Below are 21,692 nucleotides of genomic sequence, written 5' to 3' on the forward strand. Positions count from 1 at the left end.
CGGCGTTTTTTTTACCCCGAGAGATATATTTCTACTCCCGCTTTATTTCCAACCTTCAAGCTTGTCACAACTTGGGTGTTAAGTTAATTGTGGTAGGTAACCGATACTCATAAGAATTGCGAGTAATAGACGTCGTTGACTGCACGTAAGATAATTTGGATATCACCCCATCAAGCCATGGTTTGGCAGGTTATATAACTGTCAAACAATCAGGCTGATATAGGGGGAAGTTGATGAGAGGGCGCTTTATTAGATATAAAGCATCCAGATTGGTGCATACCAAACAACAGTGGTAAGAACAACAACCAGTGTCATTCGTGGTCTATCTAGTAGGATATCTTGATTCATAATCTGTCTCTCTTTCATCTAAAAAAGTAGAGCATCCATTGCGTTAAATTCCCTTCCGGTTATGGCGTTTCACCTTCTAACCTATGGGTTCATTTAACCAAAATAGCCGTTATGAATAAATTCAGTTACGTTTATATCACACATAAGCCACGCTTATTAATGAAGGTGTAAAAGAATACTGGACACACATAATGTCGCTAGCGTACTTCTTGATATCTTAGTTAGTACGCTATTGTTGCCGCCAAAACTCAAACAATCCATCGATATCCTGTGAGGTGATAAGAGGTATTGCCTGTTTGAGTTTGTTGTCGGGCCAATTCCACCATTGCATTTGGAGCAGTTTTTCAATAGTTGCAGGTTCAAAGCGATAGCGGATGTGTGTAGCTGGGTTAGAGCCAACGATTTCGTAGGGCTGAACATCTTTGGTGACCACCGCGCGACTGGCGATGATTGCGCCATCTCCGACTTTTACGCCGGCCATAATCATGGCTTCAGAACCAATCCATACATCGTTACCGATTATGGTATCTCCCGCTTTTTGAAAGCCATCGTCAGCGGCGGAAAAATTAGGGTTGTCTAGATAAAAGAAAGGAAAGGTAGAGGCCCAATCACTACGATGGCCTTGATTGCCTGCCATCATAAATACCGCACCAGATCCGATAGAGCAGAAGTTTCCGATAATCAGCTTATCGACATCTTTTCGCTCTGGGCTTAGATATCGAGCGCAGTCATCGAAGCTATGCTGGTGATAATATCCAGAATAATAGCTGTGCCTACCAACAATGATATTTGGGTTAGTGACTTGTTCAGATAACGGCTTTCCTGCAAACGGAGTATCAAAATAGTTGGTCATTGCTTGGCAAACAAAGTAGTGGGTTATGCAGATTATATTATCAGCTTTACCCCTTTGAGGGGATTTTACGGTTCAAGGTTGAGTGATATTGGTTAGCACTCACTATCATGCACCGTTATTACAGGCTCTAAACTGGAGGTAGCTTCTTGATATTCCACGTAGCAGTGGGTGGCTTCAATCTTAAAAACATTGGTAAGTTCACGGTTTTTAAAGGTTGTTAAGTAGGAGCGCGGGCTGCCACCAGGCCAAGAACTGGAGGTCCAATCATCACTTAATCCAGCGACCGCAAAACCGATCCCGGTACCTGAGGCTGCTGGATAGCCGTAGTGAGTGGCAATATCACTTACAATGTCATCTGGGTTACGTTCTACATTGTTAATCACGGATTTACTATAAACAATGCGTGAAGCACTAGACATCGCACCTTTCAAGCCTTGTAGGGCCGATTTACGTGCATCTGATTGCAAGTTCAGAAATTTAGGCGCTGCCGTGACGGCAAGAACGCCCAAAATAACAATAACGACAATTAATTCAATCAGTGTAAAGCCATGTTGTTTTTTCATATTATAGTTCGAAATTTAGGGCGTTAGTGAATCAATAGTGGGTATAGAACTAGCTATTGAAGTGAGTTAAATTATTAGCAGTTGTCATCAACGATGGTAATTATTGGCGCTGCGCTTGCAGTGGCTTCTTCATATTCTACATAACAGAGTGTTTCATCAATCTGTAATGCTGTCGTTACATCAGAATTCTTAAACGTAACTAAATACGATGGAGGAGTCATTGAACCATCTGCTAATGCCGTCCAATCATCACTCAATCCAGAAACTGCCGCGCCGATGCCCGCACTCGTGGCTGCTGGGTAACCAAAGCGAGTAGCGATTCCACTCACGTTATCATCCGGGTTGCGCTCTACATTATGAATAGCTGATTTACTAAATACGATGTGAGAGGCATCAGACATAGCCGCTTTTAATCCTTGTAGGGAGGATTTACGTGCATCTGATTGTAAGTTCAGAAATTTAGGCGCTGCGGTGACGGCTAGAATACCCAGAATCACGATAACCACAACTAACTCGATAAGAGTAAAGCCACTTTGCTTTTTCATTTAATACGTCCTTTTTTAAATGCTGTAGATTAAGCGGATTTAACGAAGTTAAAGGTTCACTTACAACCAACATTTGTTGTTTGATGTTAGATTTATTGTTTATCAATATGAAGCTATAGAATGGCTAATAACTAGGTAAGAGCTCGGATAGTGCATAGATACTTAGACAGTACTGATAAATAATGAAACAGAAGTTATGTGACGTATTTTGAGAACATTGATTTTACAAATCAACATCAGTAAGGATGTTGCATATTGTATTATTTTATTTTCGTGATCTACTGCATATATATTCATTCAAGTCTTATATACGCAGGAAGCTATTTTTAATTACAAGGAGCAGTTTGAAGGGCTTATTTGGTTTAGATGGGTTAAATCAGTGATATATCTTATAAGGGTGAAATTGATTATTTCACCCTTATATATGGTTATTGTTGCTTATTTATTTTCAAGAGCTTGTTGAATCGGTGGACCAATTTGGCGCTTGCGTGATGTGACTCCTTCTAGGGTCAACATATCGTTGTTTGATGCTGTTTTAAATGCGCTTTTAAGAACTTGGTAATCGCTATTATCAACCCACAGTAAGTTCGCTTTTTTATTCTTGGTATCGGTAATCGAGAAGAATAAGTGGTCTAGGTTATTGGCTTTTTTATAAGCGGTCATTGCAGATAGCAGCTCTTGTTTACGGTCGATAAGTTGCTGGGCGGTTAGGGTTTCAGCAACACCAATACCGACTTTTTTACCGCCATATTCAAAGTTTTTATAATCCATGGTCAAAATGGTTTCAGCAGAGAGGTGGCTAAGATCGGATTTAGCAATCAGCATTTGTTGTCCAAAGCTGTTGATATCTTTGATGCCAGCCATGTTAGCTAATTTTTCAGCATATTGACGGTCATAATCTGTCGTTGTTGATGATTGGAATACCACGGTATCTGACAAAATAGCGCCTAAGCCTGCACAAGCCAGATTTTTAGGTAGCTTGATATTAAGTTGCTGGGCGTGATCAGCCAAAATCGTCGCCGCTGAACCCCAGCCGCGAATATCCATTGCCACAAGTTGTGGGGTATTGATAGGTGAACCACCAATAGCATGGTGGTCAATAACGGCCACTATTGAGCCTTGATCTATGCTCGTTGCTAATTGAGTAGTCTGGTTGAAGTCTACCAAACCTACTTTAAATGAAGAGTAGTCGTTTTCAACACGTGGCGCGTCAACCTTACAATAGTTCAGAACAAATGCTGTTTCTGGATTAACCTGTTCCGCAACCGTTGCCGTGCCGCCATGGATATGTGCCGCAAGTAGAGCCGATACGGCACTATCAGTATCTGGGCTTAAGTGACCGGTCCAAACCAGATTCTGAGTGTCATTATCTGCTGGATTCTGCAGGCTAAATGCATAACTTGTAGAGCTGATAGATATAACTAGTGTTGCAACTATTGGAGAAAGTTTCACTGAGGTTTCCTTAAAAGGGGTATTTATAAAAGACGCCTACAAGGTAACTGCAATAAGTTTCAGTAATATGTCTTACTTGTTTCATTTTGATTTCAATTAGTTAGTTGTGATTTTCATGGTGATAGGTTTTTATAATGGGGAATCTAGCCCTAAATGTTCACTTTTCCGTTTGGGTCTCATAAGCATGTGATTGAATGAGATATACTCGGGGGCTGATCAAAGCCTATGCGCATCATTATGGGCAGAAGTAGCACTTGGAAAGTAAATGCAATTAAAACCAATCGATAAAAAAACCTACCGTTCACGCCTTAACATTGTAATTGTGGCCTGTATTGCAATTCTGGCTGTGTTGAGTTTGGCCATATCTCAAACATTAATTCAGATCTTTCCCTCCCAATCTGGCTCGCATTTCCACTGGAATCTACTTGGGGTAGTAGTGAGTGCGTTAACCCTTGGCGCAATACTGATTAAGTTAAAAACGCACCCTAAGATGCTTGAAGTTGCGTATGTTTGGGATCTAAAACAACAACTAAATCGAATCTATAGAAAGAACCGAAAACTGATAGCGGCCGCCAAACAGGGCAATAAGGGCGCAATGTTGGCACTGCAGTTTAGCTACCATGGATCTCGTCAATTATGGGAGCTAGATGACAATACGATTACTATAAATACCTTAAATAAGGCGCAGTTAGAGCTTGATGGTTGGGCTGAGCAATATAACGTAGAGCTCAATATTAACGAGTATCACTCAGGATTATTGAGTGAATTCTAATTACTTTATTAGCAAAAAGGGCGATATACACAAGTTATATCGCCCTTTTTCTTATTTGGCCTGCCGACAGATTATACCATTATATTTTATCGGTGAAGGTACGGCTGATTACATCTTGTTGCTGCTCACGGGTGAGTGAGTTGAAGCGTACAGCGTAGCCAGATACGCGAATTGTCAGTTGCGGATACTTTTCTGGGTTCTCGACCGCATCAAGTAACATTTCACGGTTTAACACGTTTACGTTAAGGTGTTGACCGCCTTCGACTTTAACCTCATCACTTTCGCTTTCATGGTGGAAGTACCCATCCATAAGCGCGGCAAGGTTAGCTTTCTGATCGGTATCACTTTTTCCTAACGCATTCGGTACGATAGAGAAGGTATATGAGATACCATCTTTTGCTGATGCAAATGGCAGTTTAGCAACGGATGATAAAGAGGCGACAGCGCCATTCTCATCGCGGCCATGCATTGGGTTTGCACCTGGGCCAAATGGCATACCAGCGCGGCGACCATCTGGGGTATTGCCTGTTTTTTTACCATAAACAACGTTGGATGTGATGGTCAAAATGGACTGAGTTGGAACAGCATCGCGATAGGTATGGTTTTTCTTAATTTTATTCATAAAGCGCTCTACCAAATCACAAGCGATATCGTCAACACGTGGGTCGTTGTTACCAAATTTTGGATAATCACCCTCAATGTCAAAGTCCACGGCAATGCCATCTTGATTGCGAATTGGCTTAACCTTCGCGTATTTAATGGCAGCCAATGAATCTGCTACTACGGATAATCCAGCGATACCGCAGGCCATAGTGCGGTGCACATCACGGTCCATAAGCGCCATTAGCGAAGCTTCGTAGCTGTAACGGTCGTGTGAGTAGTGGATGATGTTCAACGCTGTCACATATTGCGTAGCAAGCCAGTCCAGCATTTCATCAAAATGAGGCATCAAGCGGTCATAATCTAATACGTCATCTGCAATACGAGCAAATTGAGGGCCAACTTGCGCATTGGTTTTTTCATCAACACCACCATTGATGGTGTAAAGCAGCGCTTTGGCTAGGTTTGCGCGAGCGCCAAAGAATTGCATGTGTTGACCAACGATCTGAGGACTTACACAGCAAGCAATTGCGTAGTCATCGTTGTCAAAATCTGGGCGCATTAAGTCATCGTTTTCGTATTGAACCGAAGAGGTCTCAATCGATACTTTAGCAGCGTAGTGTTTAAATGCTTGCGGCAGTTGCTCTGACCATAGGATGGTCATATTTGGTTCTGGAGCAGGTCCCATAGTATGTAGGGTGTGCAAGTAACGGAACGTGGTTTTGCTAACTAGAGTACGACCATCAACCCCCATTCCCGCCATTGCTTCGGTTGCCCATATTGGGTCACCGGAGAATAGTGAATCGTATTCAGGGGTACGCAGGAAGCGAACCATGCGTAGCTTCATGATGAAGTGATCAATAAATTCTTGTGCTTGTTTCTCGTCGATAATGCCACGCTCAATATCGCGTTCGATATATACATCGAGGAAGGTCGATGTGCGTCCGAGTGACATGGCCGCGCCGTTTTGCGATTTAACCGCAGCAAGGTATCCAAAATAGGTAAATTGGATTGCTTGTTGTGCGGTGACTGCAGGAGATGACATATCAATGCCATATTTAAGCCCCATTTGACGTATGTCTTCTAGCGCGCGAATTTGGTCAGTGATCTCTTCACGCAGGCGCAGTGTTTTATCAAGTTGTTGACCATTTTCAAGCATCGCTTGCGTAGAATGCAGCTGTTGTTGCTTATCGGCTTTTAGGAAGTCTAATCCGTATAGCGCGATGCGGCGATAATCGCCAATAATACGACCACGACCATACGCATCTGGAAGACCGGTGATGATACCTGAACGGCGACACGCTTTGATTTCATTTGTATAAAGGTCAAAGGTAGCTTGGTTATGGGTCTTGCGGTGCTCGGTGAAGGTATTTTCAAGTTGAGGGTCGAGCTCTCGGCCATATACTTCACAAGATGTTTTCACCATGCGAATTCCGCCGTTGGCAATAATAGCGCGCTTTAGTGGTTTATCGGTTTGGAGGCCAACTATTTTCTCTAGGCGTTTTTCAATGTATCCAGCGTCGTGTGAGGTGATGGTGGATGCAACATCGGTATCAAAATCGACAGGTGCATGAGTGCGGCTTTCTTGTTTAATGCCTTCTAACACTTGCTCCCACAATTGCTGGGTAGACTCACTCGCTTCGGACAGAAAGGATTCGTCACCTTCATAAGGGGTGTAGTTCTTTTGAATGAAATCCCGGGTATTAACCGATGTCTGCCATTCGCCCCCTTGAAAGCCTTTCCACGCTGCTATCATATTTGTAGTAGGAATAGTCATATTGAACCTCTAACACATTGATAATTATGCGGTAGCGTTTATGTTTGCGCTCCGCTTTAAACTGCGGTCTATGATAGAACGATAGATTAATGAGTAAAGTGCATTGTTTTTATTTAATTAATGCATTTTGTGCATGATTATAATAAACACTAGTTTTATCAGTAGATTAAATGACATATGCGGTAGATTTTGCGTGCGATTAATTTATGAAATAATGGACGTAATTAATAAGGAGTATTGAACCAGATGAATCCAGATACGCTACACCCTATGGCGGGGTTAAAACACACAGTGCTGTTAAAACCATTAATTGAACAAAGCGATGTCCACAATGTTTTTGCCGGTGATTATAGCTATTACAGTGAATTTGGTGATGCGAGCGGCTTTTTAGAGAATAACGTTCTGTATAACTTTGGTATATCGGGAGCTTCACTGCATATTGGTAAATTTTGTGCGTTGGCCAATGGTGTCCAATTTATTATGCCGGATGCCAATCATGCCACTAAAGGCGTGAGCACCTTTCCCTTTGCTGTATTTGGAGAGCGTTGGTCACAGCAGTTGCCGCTAAAAGAATATCCATTTAAGAAGTACCCAGATACGGTTATTGGCAATGATGTGTGGCTTGGCTATGAGGTTACGATAATGCCAGGAGTGAACATTGGCCACGGCGCTATCATAGGTGCAAAGTCAGTCGTGGCAACGGATATTCCTGCTTATAGCGTAGCGGTAGGGAACCCAGCAAAGGTAGTCAAAATGCGCTTCAATGAACAGTATCAAAAGCTACTACTGCGCTTGGCATGGTGGGACTGGGATATTGCAATAATTGAGAAGGCGATGCCTTTGCTAGTGCAAGGGAGTGCAACTGAGTTATTGGCGTTTGCAACTGAGCAAGGGCTTATAAATGAGTAACAGCAGGATTGCTTAAAGCATGAAACAATAGAATGTTAGGTTGTGCTTGTGGTTAATTGGTGTCAGTTCTGTGAGGATAGGGGTTTTAAAGGGAGGTAAAGCTATGAATTTGGGATTAAGTGGAAAGAAGGTTGTTGTTACTGGCGGTTCTTCAGGTATTGGAGCGGCAATAGTTAAGACCTTTCTAGAAGAAGGGGCACATGTATACTTTTGTGGTCGTGACCAAATTAAGATCGATACTGTTTTAGCAGAGCTTGCACAATATTCGCACCTGCATGCTAAACAATTGGATGTAACTCAAGAGCAGGACTTTAAGGCATGGATTGACGAAATCGGTCAAGTTGATGTGTTTGTGCCTAATGTTAGTGCGCTCTCTTCTGATTGGGAACAGTGTATAAATACCGATGTATTGGCAACAGTACGTAATATTGACTGCGTACTTCCCGCGCTAACTGGTGATAATCCAGCAGTGACATTCATCGGCTCGACCAGTGCTTCAGTGAGTGAAAGAGGCGGTAATGCCTATGGCGCGATGAAAGCGGCAGTTACTCACTATGTGCAGTCTTTATCCAAGACTCATGCTGGCAAAATTCGCTTTAATATCGTAGCTCCAGCAGCAACTCTATTTGATGGTGGCGGTTGGGACAAATTTCGTATTGCAGCCCCAGAGCGATTTGAAGAGAAAGTGAATAATTTACCAATGAAGCGCCTAGCCACACCCCAAGAAATCGCAGATGGTGTCGTTTTTGTTTCATCGGCGCGTGCTAGTTACATCGCGGGTGAGGTGATTCATATAGATGGCGGGGAAGCGGACTCGGCAAGCTTTTAGCTTGATAATGCCAATCGCCGTTTTTGACAGCACAGTAATCAACCTTGGTTGTGATACAATTAGTGGTAATTATTAATGCGTCTCGGCGCTTGCACAAGAAGAGCTTTATGAGCCAGCAACAGCAGAACAACCCCCTGCACGGGTTGACCCTTGAAAAAATACTTACTCGTCTAGTGGAGCACTACGGCTGGAAGGGAATGTATGCCGAGGTTAAGGTTAATTGCTTCGACAACGACCCATCGATTAAGTCGTCATTGAAATTTCTACGCCGCACTCAGTGGGCGCGAGACAAAGTAGAAGCACTATATATTCAAACCTTTTGTTAGGTTGTGAATTTTTGCTGATTAGCATCAACAAAGGGCTCATTATGAGCCCTTTGTTGTATCAATTAGACGTCGGTAGTTACGAAGTCTTGCAGTTGCCCCATGGTTGTCTCTGATACCAATTCACCATCGTAGTAATAAGATACCTTTTCGCCATCACGTACACCGGTAACGACCGCCGTATCACCGTTGTTGTAGGTGATATTCATCTGTACGGTATTATTATCAATAGACTCAAAGGTACTGCTTTCTATCTGGCGCTGTGAGATGGGTTCAATAGGCGCATCTGTCAGTGATGGGTCTAGAGATTCGTTCATGTTGTACATGGTTTCTACTTTGCTATCAAAGATATGTGGCTTACCGTTTAATGGGTTTGTACCAGTCCAGAATTCAAGGGAGTTGAATATCAAGCTATCGACACCCACGCTTAATGCATACACAGGGGCAAGGAGCATGTTAACTCCGCCACGTGCATAGCGGTTGTCGACTACTTCAAGGTTAAATTTCATTACATGGCCGGTCACGGCGTTGCTACCAATACAACCAGATAGAGACGCAGCAACTGCAATAAAACCTATCGCCTTCAAGCATAATTTTTTCATCTATAAACCCTTCTTTGAATTTGCACTAACACCAATTAAATAAATAATGTCGCGCAATTAACCCCAATATTTATTGTTATTAATTGGGAGTAATTACGTGATGAAGCTAGTGTAGGTGAGCCGGGTTTTGGTTACTTACCTATTTGTGCCACGGCATAAACTATCTATTTAGGGCCTAAGGCAGAGTTAGCAATAAAGAGAATATTTGTAACCTGCTGTATCAAACTGTTGCTTAAGTAACAGTGGTACAAGTCACACTTTATTGATAATAGGGTACCTCTTAAGTGGTAACTGGGATTGCATTCACGAACCAGACATATATATAAAATGTTAAATTAAATAAATGATTTAGGTCAATTTAGGTATCTATTACCCCTGTACTCCACTCACAACTATATTTTGTTTTGACGAGTACTATGTCTATTAAGAAGCGCTATGTTGCATTGATTGCAGCGGTTGGTATTGGGGTTGGGTGGTTAACCTTAGGGGGAACAGCCGCCATTATGCATTACACCTCAAGTACAGAGTTCTGTGTATCGTGCCATACCATGCAGATCCCCTATGAAGAATATGAAGGCTCGGTTCACTTTAGTAACGCTAAAGGGATCAGAGCTGAATGTGCGGATTGCCATATCCCATCTGACCCTGTTGATTATGTCATTACTAAAATATGCGCTTCGAAAGATATTTATCATGAATTCGTTACGGGCAAGATCGATGATGTAGATAAATATGAGGCGCATCGCTTAGAGATGGCCGAAACCGTATGGAAGCAGTTTCGAGAAAACGATTCCGCAACGTGCCGCTCTTGTCATGATTTCGATGCTATGGATGAGTACTCGCAATCAGAAGATGCAGCCAAGAAGCACGCTTATGCGCGTGAACACTCACAAACCTGTATTGATTGCCACAAAGGTATGGCGCACTTTGCTCCGGAGTTGGAAATGGACTCAGAAGCCTTCGATCATCTGATGGAGTTTACTGAGCAAACACCTAGCGATGCCAAGGTGGTTTATCCGGTGGATTACATTAAAGCTGAAGACCTAGGCACTATCAATCCAACCGCAAAACTGGTGGTTAACTCTGCACAAGGGGACACTCGTCAAGTTACGTTAGATGCGTATCAGATGAAAGGTGCTGAGCAAGTGCTTTATATCGGCCAAGGTCAGCGCGCTATCGTTGCGAGCTTAACTGACAAAGGCCAACAAGCTTTGGTGGTTGGTGATTTTGAAGCAGACCGCTATGGCAATGAGTGGCGTAGTGCTCAACTTAACGCTGAGATTACTAGCCCTGTTGTCGATTCTCTAGAGCCTATCTGGTCGTATGCTGAAGAATTGGATACCGTTTATTGCTCAACATGCCATGCCAAAATCGATGCGCATCACTTTACGGTGAATGCATGGGGTCCGGTAGCGAAGGGCATGGGAGACCGCACCGACATCTCAAAACACGACTTAGAGTTACTGACTAAATTTTTCCAAAACCACGCGAAAGACGTGACTGGACATTAATAAGGCCGAACAAAGGCTTGAAATTAAAGGAACATTTTATGACTAATATATCCCGCCGTGGATTCTTGAAAGGAACTGGACTGGCTGCTGGTGCTATGGCAATCACCTCGCTGACTCCAATGTCAGCAATGGCAGCTAAAAAGCGAGGCTCTGGCGTATTAACTGCTGGGCGCATGGGACCAATGCTGGTTGAAGTTAAAGACGGCAAGCTGATCTCTAGTAAAAATGCATTGGCACAGACTGTGCCAAATAGCTTACAAACATTAGGGCCGGATCAGGTTCATACTAAAGCGCGCATCAAATACCCAATGGTTCGTAAGGGCTTTTTAGAAAACCCATCTAAACCAACGGGTCAGCGTGGTGATGACGAGTTTGTTCGCGTGTCATGGGATGAAGCTTATAAACTTGCACATGAACAGCACATGCGTATTCGTAAAGAGCATGGCGCTGATTCTGTATTTGCAGGGTCTTATGGCTGGCGTTCAAGTGGCGTATTGCATAAGGCGCAGACCTTGCTGCAACGTTATATGAGCATGGCTGGAGGTTATTCTGGTCACCTCGGTGATTACTCTACAGGTGCATCTCAGGTCATCATGCCGCACGTTATGGGCTCAATTGAGGTATACGAACAGCAAACGACACACCCGGTTATTCTCGAAAGTAGTGATGTCGTTGTATTGTGGGGCATGAACCCAATTAATACCTTGAAGATTGCGTGGAGTTCAACAGATTGCTCTGGTCTTGAGTTCTTCCATCAATTGAAAAAATCAGGCAAGACGATTATCGCCATTGACCCAATGCGCTCTGAAACTATTGATTTCTTTGAAGATAAAGTTCAGTGGATTGCCCCTCACCCAATGACAGATGTTGCGTTAATGATGGGTATTGCCCATTCATTAGTGAAAAAAGGTAAGCACGACAAAGCGTTCTTAGACAAATACACTACGGGCTACGATAAGTTTGAGGCTTACCTTCTAGGTAAAGAAGATGGTGTCGAGAAATCACCAGCATGGGCTGAACAAATTACAGGTGTTCCAGCTAAACAGATGGAAGTACTGGCCGATATCTTCGCTCAAAATCGCACTATGCTTATGTCTGGTTGGGGCGTACAGCGTCAACAGTTTGGTGAACAGCGCCACTGGATGTTGGTGACATTAGCTTCTATGCTAGGTCAAATCGGCCTTCCAGGTGGTGGTTTTGGTCTTTCATATCACTACTCAAATGGTGGTAATCCAACTCGTGACGCGGCTATCCTTCCGGCGATTTCAGCATCAATTGGTGGCGGTTCATCAGCAGGCAATGATTGGGCAGTATCTGGGGCACTTAACAGCTTCCCAGTTGCTCGCTTTGTTGAAGCGATTGAAAATCCGGGTAAGAAATATATCCACAATGGTAAAGAATTAACCTTCCCTGATATCAAAATGGTGTGGTGGGCAGGTGGTGCAAACTTTACTCATCACCAAGATACCAACCGTTTAATAAAGGCTTGGCAAAAGCCTGAGATGGTGGTTATCTCTGAAATTTATTGGACTGCGGCCGCCAAACATGCCGATATCGTATTGCCAATTACGACCTCTTTTGAGCGTAATGATATGACTATGACCGGTGACTACAGTAACCAACATCTAGTTCCAATGAAGGCTGTTGTTGAACCGCAAGGTGAAGCACGTCATGATTTTGATGTATTTGCGGATATGTCTGAGATGTTGAAAGCTGGTGGTCGAGATGTGTTTACTGAAGGCAAGTCTGAAATGGACTGGCTAAAAGGCTTCTATGATGCTGCGCAAAAAGCGGGCCGCTCAGCGCGTATTCGTATGCCTAACTTTGGCAAATTCTGGGATGACAATGAACTGATTGAAATGAAGTTAAATAAGAAAGCTGCGCAGTTTGTACGTCATGGTGATTTCCGTAAAGATCCAGTGATGAATCCATTAGGTACACCAAGTGGTAAAATTGAGATCCACTCTAAGACCATCGAGGGCTATAAACTGGAAGATTGCCCAGCACACCCAACGTGGTTAGAGCCAACAGAGTATGTTGGTAGTGCTAAGAAGGGTGAATTGCAATTGATGACAGCGCACGCCGCGCATCGTCTACACAGCCAGTTCAACTACGCCAAAATTCGTGAGGAATACGCGATCGGTAACCGTGAACCAATCACAATCAATACCCAAGATGCTAAGGAATATGGCATTAAGACGGGCGACCTAGTACGAGCATATAATGACCGTGGACAGGTCTTAGTTGGCGCATTGGTGACGGACGGAATCAAGCAAGGTTCAGTATGTATCCATGAAGGGGGCTGGCCGGATCTGGATAAGAAAACCGGCATCTGTAAGAACGGTGGGGCCAACGTGTTGACCTTGGATATTCCTACTTCACGCCTAGCCAATGGCTGCGCGGCAAACTCTGCGTTGTGTCGTATAGAAAAATATACAGGCCCTGAGCTTGAACTTACTGCCTTTGTACCACCTAAAAATGGCTAGTTAGTTAAGATTACAGGCATATAGGCTTGAAATAAAAAGGTCACCTGACATATATCAGGTGACCTTTTTTTATTTAGGGCGTTGGATTAGTAGTGCGCCTTAGCGACTCGTCCTTTACTGCTGATTTTATATTGTGCAACATAAGCGGGAACAAATACCGACTGTCCTTTTTGGATAGTGCATGTTTCGCCAGATTCATGGGTTAGGGTCAATGACTGTTCAATTGCAAATAGGATGTCGGCACTAGTTGATTGTACAGATTGGTTCTCAGGGCTGTGATACACGCTAAATTCAAAATCATCTACTGGGATAGAATAGCAAGATACACCATTGCTTTGGCTTGGCTCGTTTAGAAGCTCGCTTGCATGGCTTGTAGTAAATTTGGTGCAATCAACCAGTTCATCAATATCCATATGCTTAGGTGTTAACCCAGCACGTAGAACATTATCAGAATTAGCCATGATCTCTAATGCAGTGCCTTTTAGATAGGCATGAGGAGTTTGAGCGTGTAAGAACATCGCTTCTCCCGGCGCTAACGTCAGCACGTTAAGCATTAATGGGGTGAACAGGCCGATATCACCAGGGTATTGATCTTTTAATTCACTAATCAGTTTATATAGTGGGTCTTGGGTATTATTTTGAGTGTATTCAAGCAATTGTTTAATCGCTTTGATTTTTTCTTCGCCTGCTAGATTTAATAACTGAACAAAGAAGCGCTCTAGGCCTGCAGCGGTTAAGTCTTGACTAAATTTCGCAAGGGGTGCATGTAACACCTCAATTGTTAATGAGGCGAATAGGCTTTGAATTTCGGCGTAAGGACGAAATCCGTTCATAGCTTGAAATGAGGTTAGTGCATATACCAGTTCTGGCTTATGGTTTGCGTCACGGTAGTTACGATTAGCAGCCAAAAGGGGAATACCTAGCTCATTTTCTTTGGCATAACCTTGTTGGGCTTGTTGTTTATTTGGATGAACTTGCACTGATAATGCAGAATTTGCAGCTAATACTTTAAATAAGTATGGAAGCTCGCCAAATTTCTGTGCGGTCCCAGAAGATAGAAAAGCGGATTTATCTTGCGCAATTAGGTGATTTAACAATGTGGTGCTGGCACCAACATTGACTGCTGAGCTGGCGTTTGGGTGTGCACCCATCCACAGTTCTGCTTGAGGTTCATGCTTAGGGTTAGGAGTGTCAAACAGCTTAGTGAGAGCGTCTTTACTACCCCATTGAAAATTTTGAATAGGATTTTTCATTGGGAAAAATGAAGTTTTCTTTATGGTTTTCATAATTGCCTTTCACATACAAATAAAAGCTCGAGCGAAAACTTGAGCTTTTAATATTTAAAATGTCAGTCTAATTACGCAGTAGCGGTAACCAGTTTTTGTTTACGAACTTTTTTCAAGGTAACACATACAATCGCTGTGGTAACGGTACCTGCAAGCATGCTCAATATAGCAAGCAGTGGTAGATTCATTGCACCAAGTAGGGCAACGATAGGACCACCGTGTGCAACGCTATTGGTTACTCCGAAAGAAAATGCCATAACCGCTGCAACCATTGAACCAAGAATGTTAGCTGGAATCACTGACATTGGGTCTTGAGCTGCAAATGGAATTGCACCTTCTGATATACCAACTAGGCCCATTGCTCCTGCAGCTTTACCTGCTTCAATCTCAGAAGCCTCAAAGATGTCCAATTTACGGCCAATTACCGTTGCAAGTGCCATGCCTAAGGGAGCGACAGGGATTGCACACGCCATTGCACCCATGAATTGTGTTTGGCCGCTAGCGATCATGCCTACTGAGAATAGGAAGGCTACTTTGTTAAATGGGCCACCCATATCGAACCCAGCCATACCACCAAGCACGATACCGAGTAACACAACGTTGCCTGTGCTAAGGCTAGTGAGTAGTTCAGTTAGGCCATTCATAAGCTCTGAGATCGGTGCGCCAATGACAAAGATAAACATACTAGCAATGAAGAGAGAACCAGTAATTGGCGCTATCATGATCGGTACTAATGGCTGAATAAATTTGTGATAGTTGATAGAGGTTACCCACTTCACAAAGTAACCAACTAAGAGACCGGCGATGATTGCACCGATAAATCCAGTACCTGCATCTGCGCCATAGAAAGATCCGTTGTTTGCAATCCAGCCACCAATTAAGCCTGGAGCTAATGCAGGACGGTCAGCAATAGCATAAGCAATGTAACCGGCAAGGATAGGAATCATCAATTGGAAGGCAACTACACCTACGTTTAGGATTTGATTCCACAAGCTACCTTCTGGGATCTGCATACCTGATGGAGTAGGCTCGCCACCAATAGCTAAAGACAATGCAATCAGCAGACCACCTGTTACCACAAATGGAATCATGTGTGATACACCATTCATTAGATAGCGGTATAGGTTTGAACGGGTTTGAGATACCTTGTCTGTAGTCGATGGTGCAGCGCTGTCGGCTTGATATGACTCGGCTTCTAATGCTTGCTTAATCAAACCTTTCGCATCTTTAATTGGTGCTTTCACTCCCGTTTCGATTACGCGTTTACCCGCAAATCGTGCCATGTCGACTTGTTTATCACAAGCAACTACAACAGCGTCAGCTCGTTGAATTTCTTCTGCGGTAGGGCTGTTTTTCACACCGATTGAGCCATTAGTCTCAACTTTTATTTTATATCCTAACTCAGCAGCGCCTTTTTCTAGGGCTTCTGCAGCAAGGTAAGTATGCGCAACGCCAGCAGGACAGCCAGTTACCCCGATGAGAAAACCGTTTTCCTGAGTAGACGCCGTAGCTACAGGTTGGCTTTGTTGGGTTAAAATGGCCAGAGCGTCAACTGGAGAGCTTGCCTGCATGAACTGTTCAATAAAACCATCTTCGATGAGCTTAGATGACAGCTGAGCTAGCACTTCAATATGATGGTTGGCACCGCCATCAGGTGATGCGATCATGAAAAATAGCTTAGATGGTAATCCGTCTTCAGCGCCGTAATCAATACCTGTTGAACTTACACCAATCACTACTGCTGGTTCAATTACGGCAGGGCTTTTAGCATGGGGTAGGGCAACACCATCCTCGAACCCTGTGTTTCCTAGTTCTTCCCGAGCCCAGATATCTTGAACGAAATTTTGTTTATCGTTGATTCGTCCTTCTTTCAGTAAGATGTCAGCCATTTCTTCGAAGACTTCTTGCTTGGAGGTGGCTTGGAGATCAAGCTTAATCAATCGTTCATTGATTAGTTTATGGATCATGGATGTACCCTCTTATGTTTTTATTATTTTGTATGTGGGTATTTTGTGATGAGTTGGATAAGTTAGCTAGTGGACAAAAAACGCATTTACTATACTTATGTATCACTTGAATCTAATTGTGACGAAGCTCAACTTTTAGACTTTAATGAGACTGGTTTCCTATGTTCTTGATATCTTGGAATTAATATTTGCAATGAAATCATTATCTGAAAGTAAATGATTTGGGTACTCTATGTGAACTAGCTTATTTGTATTTATGGAGTCGCAGGTGTTGGAACAGATTTTTCATCAAAAAATCACCTCTTTATTAGATGAGGAATCTTCATTCGGACAAATCCTGTTCGCTGGGGACTTCTATACGCCGCCCGCTTTTAGTTATCAGGTTAACTTCCCAAGACTAGAGTTGGTTCTTGCTGGAACCTATCATAATCAGCTTGAAACAGATGACCACCATATTACCGAAAAAATACTACTGCCGGGAGATGCGGTTTTTGTACCACCAAATTGTTGGAACAAGCCGTCGTGGGACACAGATTGCTCGGTTCTCAGTATGTTGTTTGGACGGCGACAACTTGGCTTGAGTATGGTGCATAAAAGGGCAGGGGAAGAGAGCTTCTATGATATTCAAAAATATAGTGTACAAACCAGTTCTGGGTTTGCGATTGATAATATTCTAGAAGCATTAAATGCTCTTTCTCGAGAGTCCCCTAAAAAACCAATGGATAAACTTTTGCTAAAGGCTTTGCTTGAGTACAGTTGCATGTTGCTTAAACGTCCTGAAAGTGAAACACATAATCGAGTACAAGACCTATATCAAGGGATCTGTATCTATATTCAAGAGAACTTTCATCTCAATATAACCCGTGACAGCATTGCGATGCGCTTTAACGTATCTCCCAATCATTTATCGCGCTTATTTCGTCAGCAGGGTCATATGACACTAGCCGATTACATTACTTGGGTTCGTGTGGATAGGGCTAAGTTTATGCTTAAAAAATATAACTTTAAACTTGCCGAAGTAGCACTTCGTTGTGGCTATAAAGAAGTAAATTATTTTTGTCGAGTGTTTAAAAAGAAGACTGGAAAAACGCCAAGCCAATACAAGATATCAAATTAGCTTACTGAGCCCATAAATAAGCAGAGCTTGTTTATCTACAGGGTCATAGGTATAGGCTAAGCGGTGAGCGTAGCGCTTATGTAATAGGTTTCTAGTGAGATTAGTAGCGGCTATAAGCTCGGTTCTATGGGGGCTTGCGGGTAAGATAACAGCAATAGCAGTGCTGATATCACCTAAGTTAGACTGCCAATCTATCCCTTTATCATTATTCATACCAAGCATAGCTATGCTGAGTCTATCTACTCCTTCAAACATGACATGTGGTAGGGCAAGTCCAGCCGCGACAGCTGTTGAGGAGCACTCTTCTCGTTTAATGAGTGCGAGCAATAGGTCGTCACGATGTTTTGGACATATCAATTCTGCCAGCGTGTGCAAGGTTTCAAATTTGCTAAGCGTGGTGTGAGCACGCCGAAAATGTAACCTGTAGTCGCAGTTAATTTGTAAGTCGGGATGAAGGCGTGCAATTTGCGGCGGAATTGGCTGGTTATGGCTGGCTTTTATTACTGAATAACCAATCTGAAATAACTCTTTAACGGTAAAGCAAGCCAGTTCTGCATCAATACCTTGTACTACTAATTGACAGCAGTCGCCATTACGCATAGCTATTTGATAGATAGTAAGAGATTTTTCTAATAGATACGCTTTACCTTGAGTTAGGTTGATCAGGCTAAATTGACTACGAAAGATGCGTGACAGGCGAGTCAAAGCGGGCGCAATCAAACGATTACGCTCTTCGTCGGTCACAATAAAGGTTAGGGTGTATTCTCTGTGCAATGTAAAAGTCAGTGATTACTTGCGACAGTGGGTAGCTAAAACTTTATCTACATTTAAAAGCACTTCTTCAATGGGAATTCTTACCCAATTGCAGCCTTCGAAGCGAGCGGCTTGGTCTATTTCAATATCAGAAACTATTAATATCTTATCTGCTTGAGAGATATCGTGTGAATTTAACGTATTCTCAATTCCCATTGCACCTTGGGTTTCAACCTTAAGCGTAATGTTGTGCTTGGATGCTGCTTTTTTGAGAGCATCTGCTGCCATATAGGTGTGTGCAATGCCCGTAGGGCAAGCAGTAACTGCAACTACCTTCATCAATAGTTAAGCCTTTTATCTTATCAATATGTTGTTGATATATTGGGAGTAGGATTGGGTTTTATTTTATTCCGATAATGACAGAAATCTAGTAATTAAACTAAATTTGTAGGGCGATACTAATAACTATAAGCAAAATGCCTCAATAGTCCTCAAATCTCAGATCAAAACAAGCATCAGTTTCCTTACTATCCTATCGCTTACAGGCTTACTTTTTCAGTGCAAAATATCGAAGTGCCAATTAATAACGAAAATCTTTCTCATTTCGTGTGATTTTGTCAATCTTGCATATACTTCAGTATTAACGATGTACGACGTATCTGAAGTTAATGCGTTGAGGTGATGTTTTTCATGGACGAATAAACGAACTTAATCACAAGGGATGAATAATGGTTAGGAAACTCCTCAGCTCACTTATATTGAGTTCGGTGACTTCTGTAGTCAGTGCGGAAAACCTGCTCGATATCTACCAGCAAGCATTAGAGTATGATCCAATATATCGCGCTGGAATTGCGCAGCATGATGCTGACAGTGAAATATATGATCAAGCACTATCGGTGCTGTTGCCGACCCTTGACCTAGAATTGAGCCATACTCAAACCTATCAGAAGATCCTCGATTCTGATAATCCGGTGTATACCAATGTAGGGTCAGATAATTACCCTACCAATGAATTGAACCTCTCCCTTACCCAATCTATCTATAGCTTTAGTAACTGGGCGTATTACTCGCAGGCAAAACAAGAAGTAAAGCGGGTTGCAGCGGAGCTTGAAGATGTACGTCAAGAATTGATTCTACGAGTTGCAAAGTCCTATTTTACTGTCCTTAAAAAGCGCGATACTTATTTGGGTATTGATGCTGAGGTTAACTCTCTAGAGAAACACTTTGAACGGGTTCAAACTCAAGCAAAGAATGGTCTGGCGCGTAAGACCGATGTAATTGATTCGGAAGCGAGATTATTACAAGCTCAGGCTCGTCAAATTGAGATTGGTAACGCCTTGCGCGATGCCTTACAAGGCTTATATGAACTGACCGGAAGAGTACCATCCAGTATGGCGACCTTAGGCGAAGAGCTTGCTCTAGTAAGACCGGATCCGTTTGAGGTTGAGACTTGGATTAACAACGCGCAAAAAAATAACCCTTCTCTTTTAGCAAAGCAAGAAACCCTTGAAGCCGCTCGTCATGATATCCGCAGTCAAAAAGGCGGACACTATCCAGAGCTAGATCTTGTCGCATCTTACAATCGCTCTGAGACGGATGGTTCGTTATTTGGTGGTGGTAGTGAGATTGAAACCGCCGATGTCATGATCCGCTTGAAGGTGCCTATTTATGCTGGGGGTTCAGTTTCCTCGCGCGTTCGTGAAAAAGAGAGTTTGTATCACAAGTCTCGCAATGAACTAGAAAATACATGGCGTAAAACCTCTCGTGAAACGCGGGCTGCATTTACCGGAGTTACCAGTTCTATTAGCAAAGTTGAGGCGCTGAAGAAATCCGTAGAAGCCTATGGTTCAGCGGTAGAGTTTAAGCAGCAGTCGTTTGATTCCGGTGTAACAACCAGTGTTACCGTGCTTGATGCGGTGCGAGATCTTTTTATTGCTCAAACCGAATATTCAGCTGCCCGCTATGACTACTTGTACAACAATCTACGCCTAAAGCGTGCGGTGGGCACGTTAACTGAGTTCGATCTCAATCAGATCAACAACACATTACAGGGCCAAGAGGTATCCACCGATTTGAGAGTGTTAGACGAGGACCTAGAGTTGTCTAAGGTTGTTATTTACTAGGAGTCATTGGCCTAGGTTGAAGCTTAGGCTGGATATGTATACCGATATTTTTGCATCAATGTTTCGATGTTACTTAACCAAGAAGTCATTTAAGGATGAAAAGGAGTTCGATGTGACTACACAACTATTAATCTACGGTCAGGTAGAGGCTGTAAATAAGAAGCGTCATCAAGAGTGGTCTGTTAAGGCTGAAAATAATTACGATTTTGCTAAAAAAGTAAACTCTGTGCCTTTAATGGCGGCTGAGTTTCCTCATGCGGCGCAAGACTATTCTATTGTGTTTGCTGGTGAGGGAGACCAAGTACTGCCTGTGGTGGTCATGGGAATTAAGCAAGATGAGAATCTATACGTTAATGACCAAGGGCAATGGGTAGCCAAATATGTACCTGCTTTTGTAAGGCGTTACCCATTTGTATTTGCAAGTACTGATGAGGGTAAAACGCTGACTCTGTGTATTGATGAGTCTTATTCGGGTTGCAACCAAGAAAACCGAGGTGAGCGCCTATTTGATGCGGAAGGTGAGCAGACACAATATCTAGAAAAAGTATTGAGCTTTTTGCAAGATTATCAGAATCATTATCAACGCACGCGTGCATTTTGTGACAAGTTGGTTGAACTGGATTTATTTGAGGATATGGGGGCGAAGTTTACTCTGCCAAGTGGAGAAGAGCGCACCTTGACTGGTTTTAAGGTCATTAACAAAGAGAAGCTAAAGGCATTGCAGCAAGAGGATTTGTCGCAATTGTTTGCTAGTGATGGCCTTGAGCTAATTTATCTTCACCTGCATTCGCTGCGTAATCTAAACAAGATGTTGCAGGGTGCAACCCAAGCAACAAGTGCTGATGAACATGGAAATGTTCATTAAACAGAACCTAG

19 protein-coding genes are annotated in these 21,692 nt (G+C 42.9%); 9 read left to right on the top strand and 10 right to left on the bottom strand.

The genetic code is table 11. The features are described from left to right. Positions 1–577: 577 nt before the first annotated feature. The 4 genes from catB to OCU28_RS04075 form a co-directional block, all read right to left on the bottom strand. A complete protein-coding gene (gene catB / locus OCU28_RS04060; RefSeq protein WP_261817060.1) occupies positions 578–1,201 on the bottom strand; it encodes a type B chloramphenicol O-acetyltransferase in 624 nt (207 codons plus the stop codon). A gap of 92 nt (positions 1,202–1,293) precedes the next feature. Next, complete coding sequence (locus OCU28_RS04065; protein WP_261817061.1) at positions 1,294–1,764, bottom strand: type II secretion system protein; 471 nt, start codon at positions 1,762–1,764, stop codon at positions 1,294–1,296. 74 nt (positions 1,765–1,838) lie between these two features. Beyond that, a complete protein-coding gene (locus OCU28_RS04070; RefSeq protein ID WP_261817062.1) occupies positions 1,839–2,309 on the bottom strand; it encodes a type II secretion system protein in 471 nt (156 codons plus the stop codon). A 438-nt stretch (positions 2,310–2,747) separates the two neighbouring features. Further along, positions 2,748–3,761: a manganese-dependent inorganic pyrophosphatase gene (locus tag OCU28_RS04075; RefSeq protein WP_261817063.1), complete on the bottom strand. Its 1,014-nt coding sequence runs from the start codon at positions 3,759–3,761 to the stop codon at positions 2,748–2,750. Positions 3,762–4,026: 265 nt separating this feature from the next. On the opposite strand from OCU28_RS04075, the gene OCU28_RS04080 reads away from it, so the two are divergent. Then, on the top strand, positions 4,027–4,533 hold the full coding sequence (locus tag OCU28_RS04080) for a DUF3087 domain-containing protein (RefSeq protein ID WP_261817064.1): 507 nt from the start codon (positions 4,027–4,029) through the stop codon (positions 4,531–4,533). A 79-nt stretch (positions 4,534–4,612) separates the two neighbouring features. Here OCU28_RS04080 and pflB read toward each other — a convergent pair whose 3' ends face one another. After that, positions 4,613–6,910, bottom strand: coding sequence for a formate C-acetyltransferase (gene pflB, locus OCU28_RS04085; protein WP_261817065.1), 2,298 nt, complete (start codon positions 6,908–6,910; stop codon positions 4,613–4,615). Between the two features lie 246 nt (positions 6,911–7,156). Here pflB and OCU28_RS04090 point away from each other — a divergent pair, with 246 nt between their 5' ends. The 3 genes from OCU28_RS04090 to OCU28_RS04100 all read left to right on the top strand — a co-directional run bounded on the left by OCU28_RS04090 (position 7,157) and on the right by OCU28_RS04100 (position 8,974). Then, complete coding sequence (locus OCU28_RS04090; protein WP_261817066.1) at positions 7,157–7,819, top strand: CatB-related O-acetyltransferase; 663 nt, start codon at positions 7,157–7,159, stop codon at positions 7,817–7,819. A 103-nt stretch (positions 7,820–7,922) separates the two neighbouring features. After that, positions 7,923–8,648, top strand: coding sequence for an SDR family NAD(P)-dependent oxidoreductase (locus OCU28_RS04095; protein WP_261817067.1), 726 nt, complete (start codon positions 7,923–7,925; stop codon positions 8,646–8,648). A 107-nt stretch (positions 8,649–8,755) separates the two neighbouring features. Continuing rightward, positions 8,756–8,974, top strand: coding sequence for a VF530 family protein (locus OCU28_RS04100; protein ID WP_261817068.1), 219 nt, complete (start codon positions 8,756–8,758; stop codon positions 8,972–8,974). 62 nt (positions 8,975–9,036) lie between these two features. Here the strand turns inward: OCU28_RS04100 and OCU28_RS04105 are convergent, their stop codons facing one another. Further along, a complete protein-coding gene (locus OCU28_RS04105; protein ID WP_261817069.1) occupies positions 9,037–9,573 on the bottom strand; it encodes a DUF3332 domain-containing protein in 537 nt (178 codons plus the stop codon). Between the two features lie 416 nt (positions 9,574–9,989). Between OCU28_RS04105 and OCU28_RS04110 the strand changes: the two genes are divergently transcribed. After that, positions 9,990–11,084: a NapC/NirT family cytochrome c gene (locus OCU28_RS04110; protein WP_261817070.1), complete on the top strand. Its 1,095-nt coding sequence runs from the start codon at positions 9,990–9,992 to the stop codon at positions 11,082–11,084. 38 nt (positions 11,085–11,122) lie between these two features. After that, positions 11,123–13,570 (top strand): molybdopterin guanine dinucleotide-containing S/N-oxide reductase, encoded by a 2,448-nt coding sequence (locus OCU28_RS04115; RefSeq protein WP_261817071.1) that lies wholly within the window; start codon positions 11,123–11,125, stop codon positions 13,568–13,570. A gap of 86 nt (positions 13,571–13,656) precedes the next feature. Here the strand turns inward: OCU28_RS04115 and manA are convergent, their stop codons facing one another. Together manA and OCU28_RS04125 are read right to left on the bottom strand one after the other, a co-directional pair. Next, positions 13,657–14,856, bottom strand: a complete 1,200-nt coding sequence (gene manA / locus OCU28_RS04120; protein ID WP_261817072.1) for a mannose-6-phosphate isomerase, class I — start codon at positions 14,854–14,856, stop codon at positions 13,657–13,659. A gap of 71 nt (positions 14,857–14,927) precedes the next feature. Further along, on the bottom strand, positions 14,928–16,823 hold the full coding sequence (locus tag OCU28_RS04125; protein ID WP_261817073.1) for a PTS fructose transporter subunit IIABC: 1,896 nt from the start codon (positions 16,821–16,823) through the stop codon (positions 14,928–14,930). Positions 16,824–17,079: 256 nt separating this feature from the next. Here OCU28_RS04125 and OCU28_RS04130 point away from each other — a divergent pair, with 256 nt between their 5' ends. Beyond that, positions 17,080–17,940 (top strand): helix-turn-helix transcriptional regulator, encoded by an 861-nt coding sequence (locus OCU28_RS04130; RefSeq protein WP_261817074.1) that lies wholly within the window; start codon positions 17,080–17,082, stop codon positions 17,938–17,940. Here the strand turns inward: OCU28_RS04130 and OCU28_RS04135 are convergent. Further along, a complete protein-coding gene (locus tag OCU28_RS04135; RefSeq protein ID WP_261817075.1) occupies positions 17,932–18,714 on the bottom strand; it encodes a PTS sugar transporter subunit IIA in 783 nt (260 codons plus the stop codon). The genes OCU28_RS04130 and OCU28_RS04135 overlap by 9 nt on opposite strands. Before the next feature lie 15 nt (positions 18,715–18,729). After that, the gene (locus tag OCU28_RS04140; protein ID WP_261817076.1) at positions 18,730–19,032 is read right to left on the bottom strand and encodes a PTS fructose transporter subunit IIB; all 303 of its coding nucleotides are present in this window, start codon (positions 19,030–19,032) and stop codon (positions 18,730–18,732) included. 389 nt (positions 19,033–19,421) lie between these two features. Between OCU28_RS04140 and OCU28_RS04145 the strand changes: the two genes are divergently transcribed. Both OCU28_RS04145 and OCU28_RS04150 read left to right on the top strand, forming a co-directional pair. Next, complete coding sequence (locus OCU28_RS04145; RefSeq protein WP_261817077.1) at positions 19,422–20,816, top strand: TolC family outer membrane protein; 1,395 nt, start codon at positions 19,422–19,424, stop codon at positions 20,814–20,816. 112 nt (positions 20,817–20,928) lie between these two features. Beyond that, positions 20,929–21,681 (top strand): SapC family protein, encoded by a 753-nt coding sequence (locus tag OCU28_RS04150; RefSeq protein ID WP_261817078.1) that lies wholly within the window; start codon positions 20,929–20,931, stop codon positions 21,679–21,681. The last annotated feature ends 11 nt before the right edge of the window (positions 21,682–21,692 follow it).

It is taken from the genome of Vibrio gallicus (assembly GCF_024346875.1).
In the GTDB taxonomy this organism is placed as follows: domain Bacteria; phylum Pseudomonadota; class Gammaproteobacteria; order Enterobacterales; family Vibrionaceae; genus Vibrio; species Vibrio gallicus.

Bases quoted from the DNA above. Each gene is read 5' to 3' on its own strand.
- catB (WP_261817060.1), bottom strand. From the start codon at position 1,201: ATGACCAACTATTTTGATACTCCGTTTGCAGGAAAGCCGTTATCTGAA.
- OCU28_RS04065 (WP_261817061.1), bottom strand. From the start codon at position 1,764: ATGAAAAAACAACATGGCTTTACACTGATTGAATTAATTGTCGTTATT.
- OCU28_RS04070 (WP_261817062.1), bottom strand. From the start codon at position 2,309: ATGAAAAAGCAAAGTGGCTTTACTCTTATCGAGTTAGTTGTGGTTATC.
- OCU28_RS04080 (WP_261817064.1), top strand. From the start codon at position 4,027: ATGCAATTAAAACCAATCGATAAAAAAACCTACCGTTCACGCCTTAAC.
- pflB (WP_261817065.1), bottom strand. From the start codon at position 6,910: ATGACTATTCCTACTACAAATATGATAGCAGCGTGGAAAGGCTTTCAA.
- OCU28_RS04090 (WP_261817066.1), top strand. From the start codon at position 7,157: ATGAATCCAGATACGCTACACCCTATGGCGGGGTTAAAACACACAGTG.
- OCU28_RS04095 (WP_261817067.1), top strand. From the start codon at position 7,923: ATGAATTTGGGATTAAGTGGAAAGAAGGTTGTTGTTACTGGCGGTTCT.
- OCU28_RS04100 (WP_261817068.1), top strand. From the start codon at position 8,756: ATGAGCCAGCAACAGCAGAACAACCCCCTGCACGGGTTGACCCTTGAA.
- OCU28_RS04105 (WP_261817069.1), bottom strand. From the start codon at position 9,573: ATGAAAAAATTATGCTTGAAGGCGATAGGTTTTATTGCAGTTGCTGCG.
- OCU28_RS04110 (WP_261817070.1), top strand. From the start codon at position 9,990: ATGTCTATTAAGAAGCGCTATGTTGCATTGATTGCAGCGGTTGGTATT.
- OCU28_RS04115 (WP_261817071.1), top strand. From the start codon at position 11,123: ATGACTAATATATCCCGCCGTGGATTCTTGAAAGGAACTGGACTGGCT.
- manA (WP_261817072.1), bottom strand. From the start codon at position 14,856: ATGAAAACCATAAAGAAAACTTCATTTTTCCCAATGAAAAATCCTATT.
- OCU28_RS04125 (WP_261817073.1), bottom strand. From the start codon at position 16,823: ATGATCCATAAACTAATCAATGAACGATTGATTAAGCTTGATCTCCAA.
- OCU28_RS04130 (WP_261817074.1), top strand. From the start codon at position 17,080: ATGGAGTCGCAGGTGTTGGAACAGATTTTTCATCAAAAAATCACCTCT.
- OCU28_RS04140 (WP_261817076.1), bottom strand. From the start codon at position 19,032: ATGAAGGTAGTTGCAGTTACTGCTTGCCCTACGGGCATTGCACACACC.
- OCU28_RS04145 (WP_261817077.1), top strand. From the start codon at position 19,422: ATGGTTAGGAAACTCCTCAGCTCACTTATATTGAGTTCGGTGACTTCT.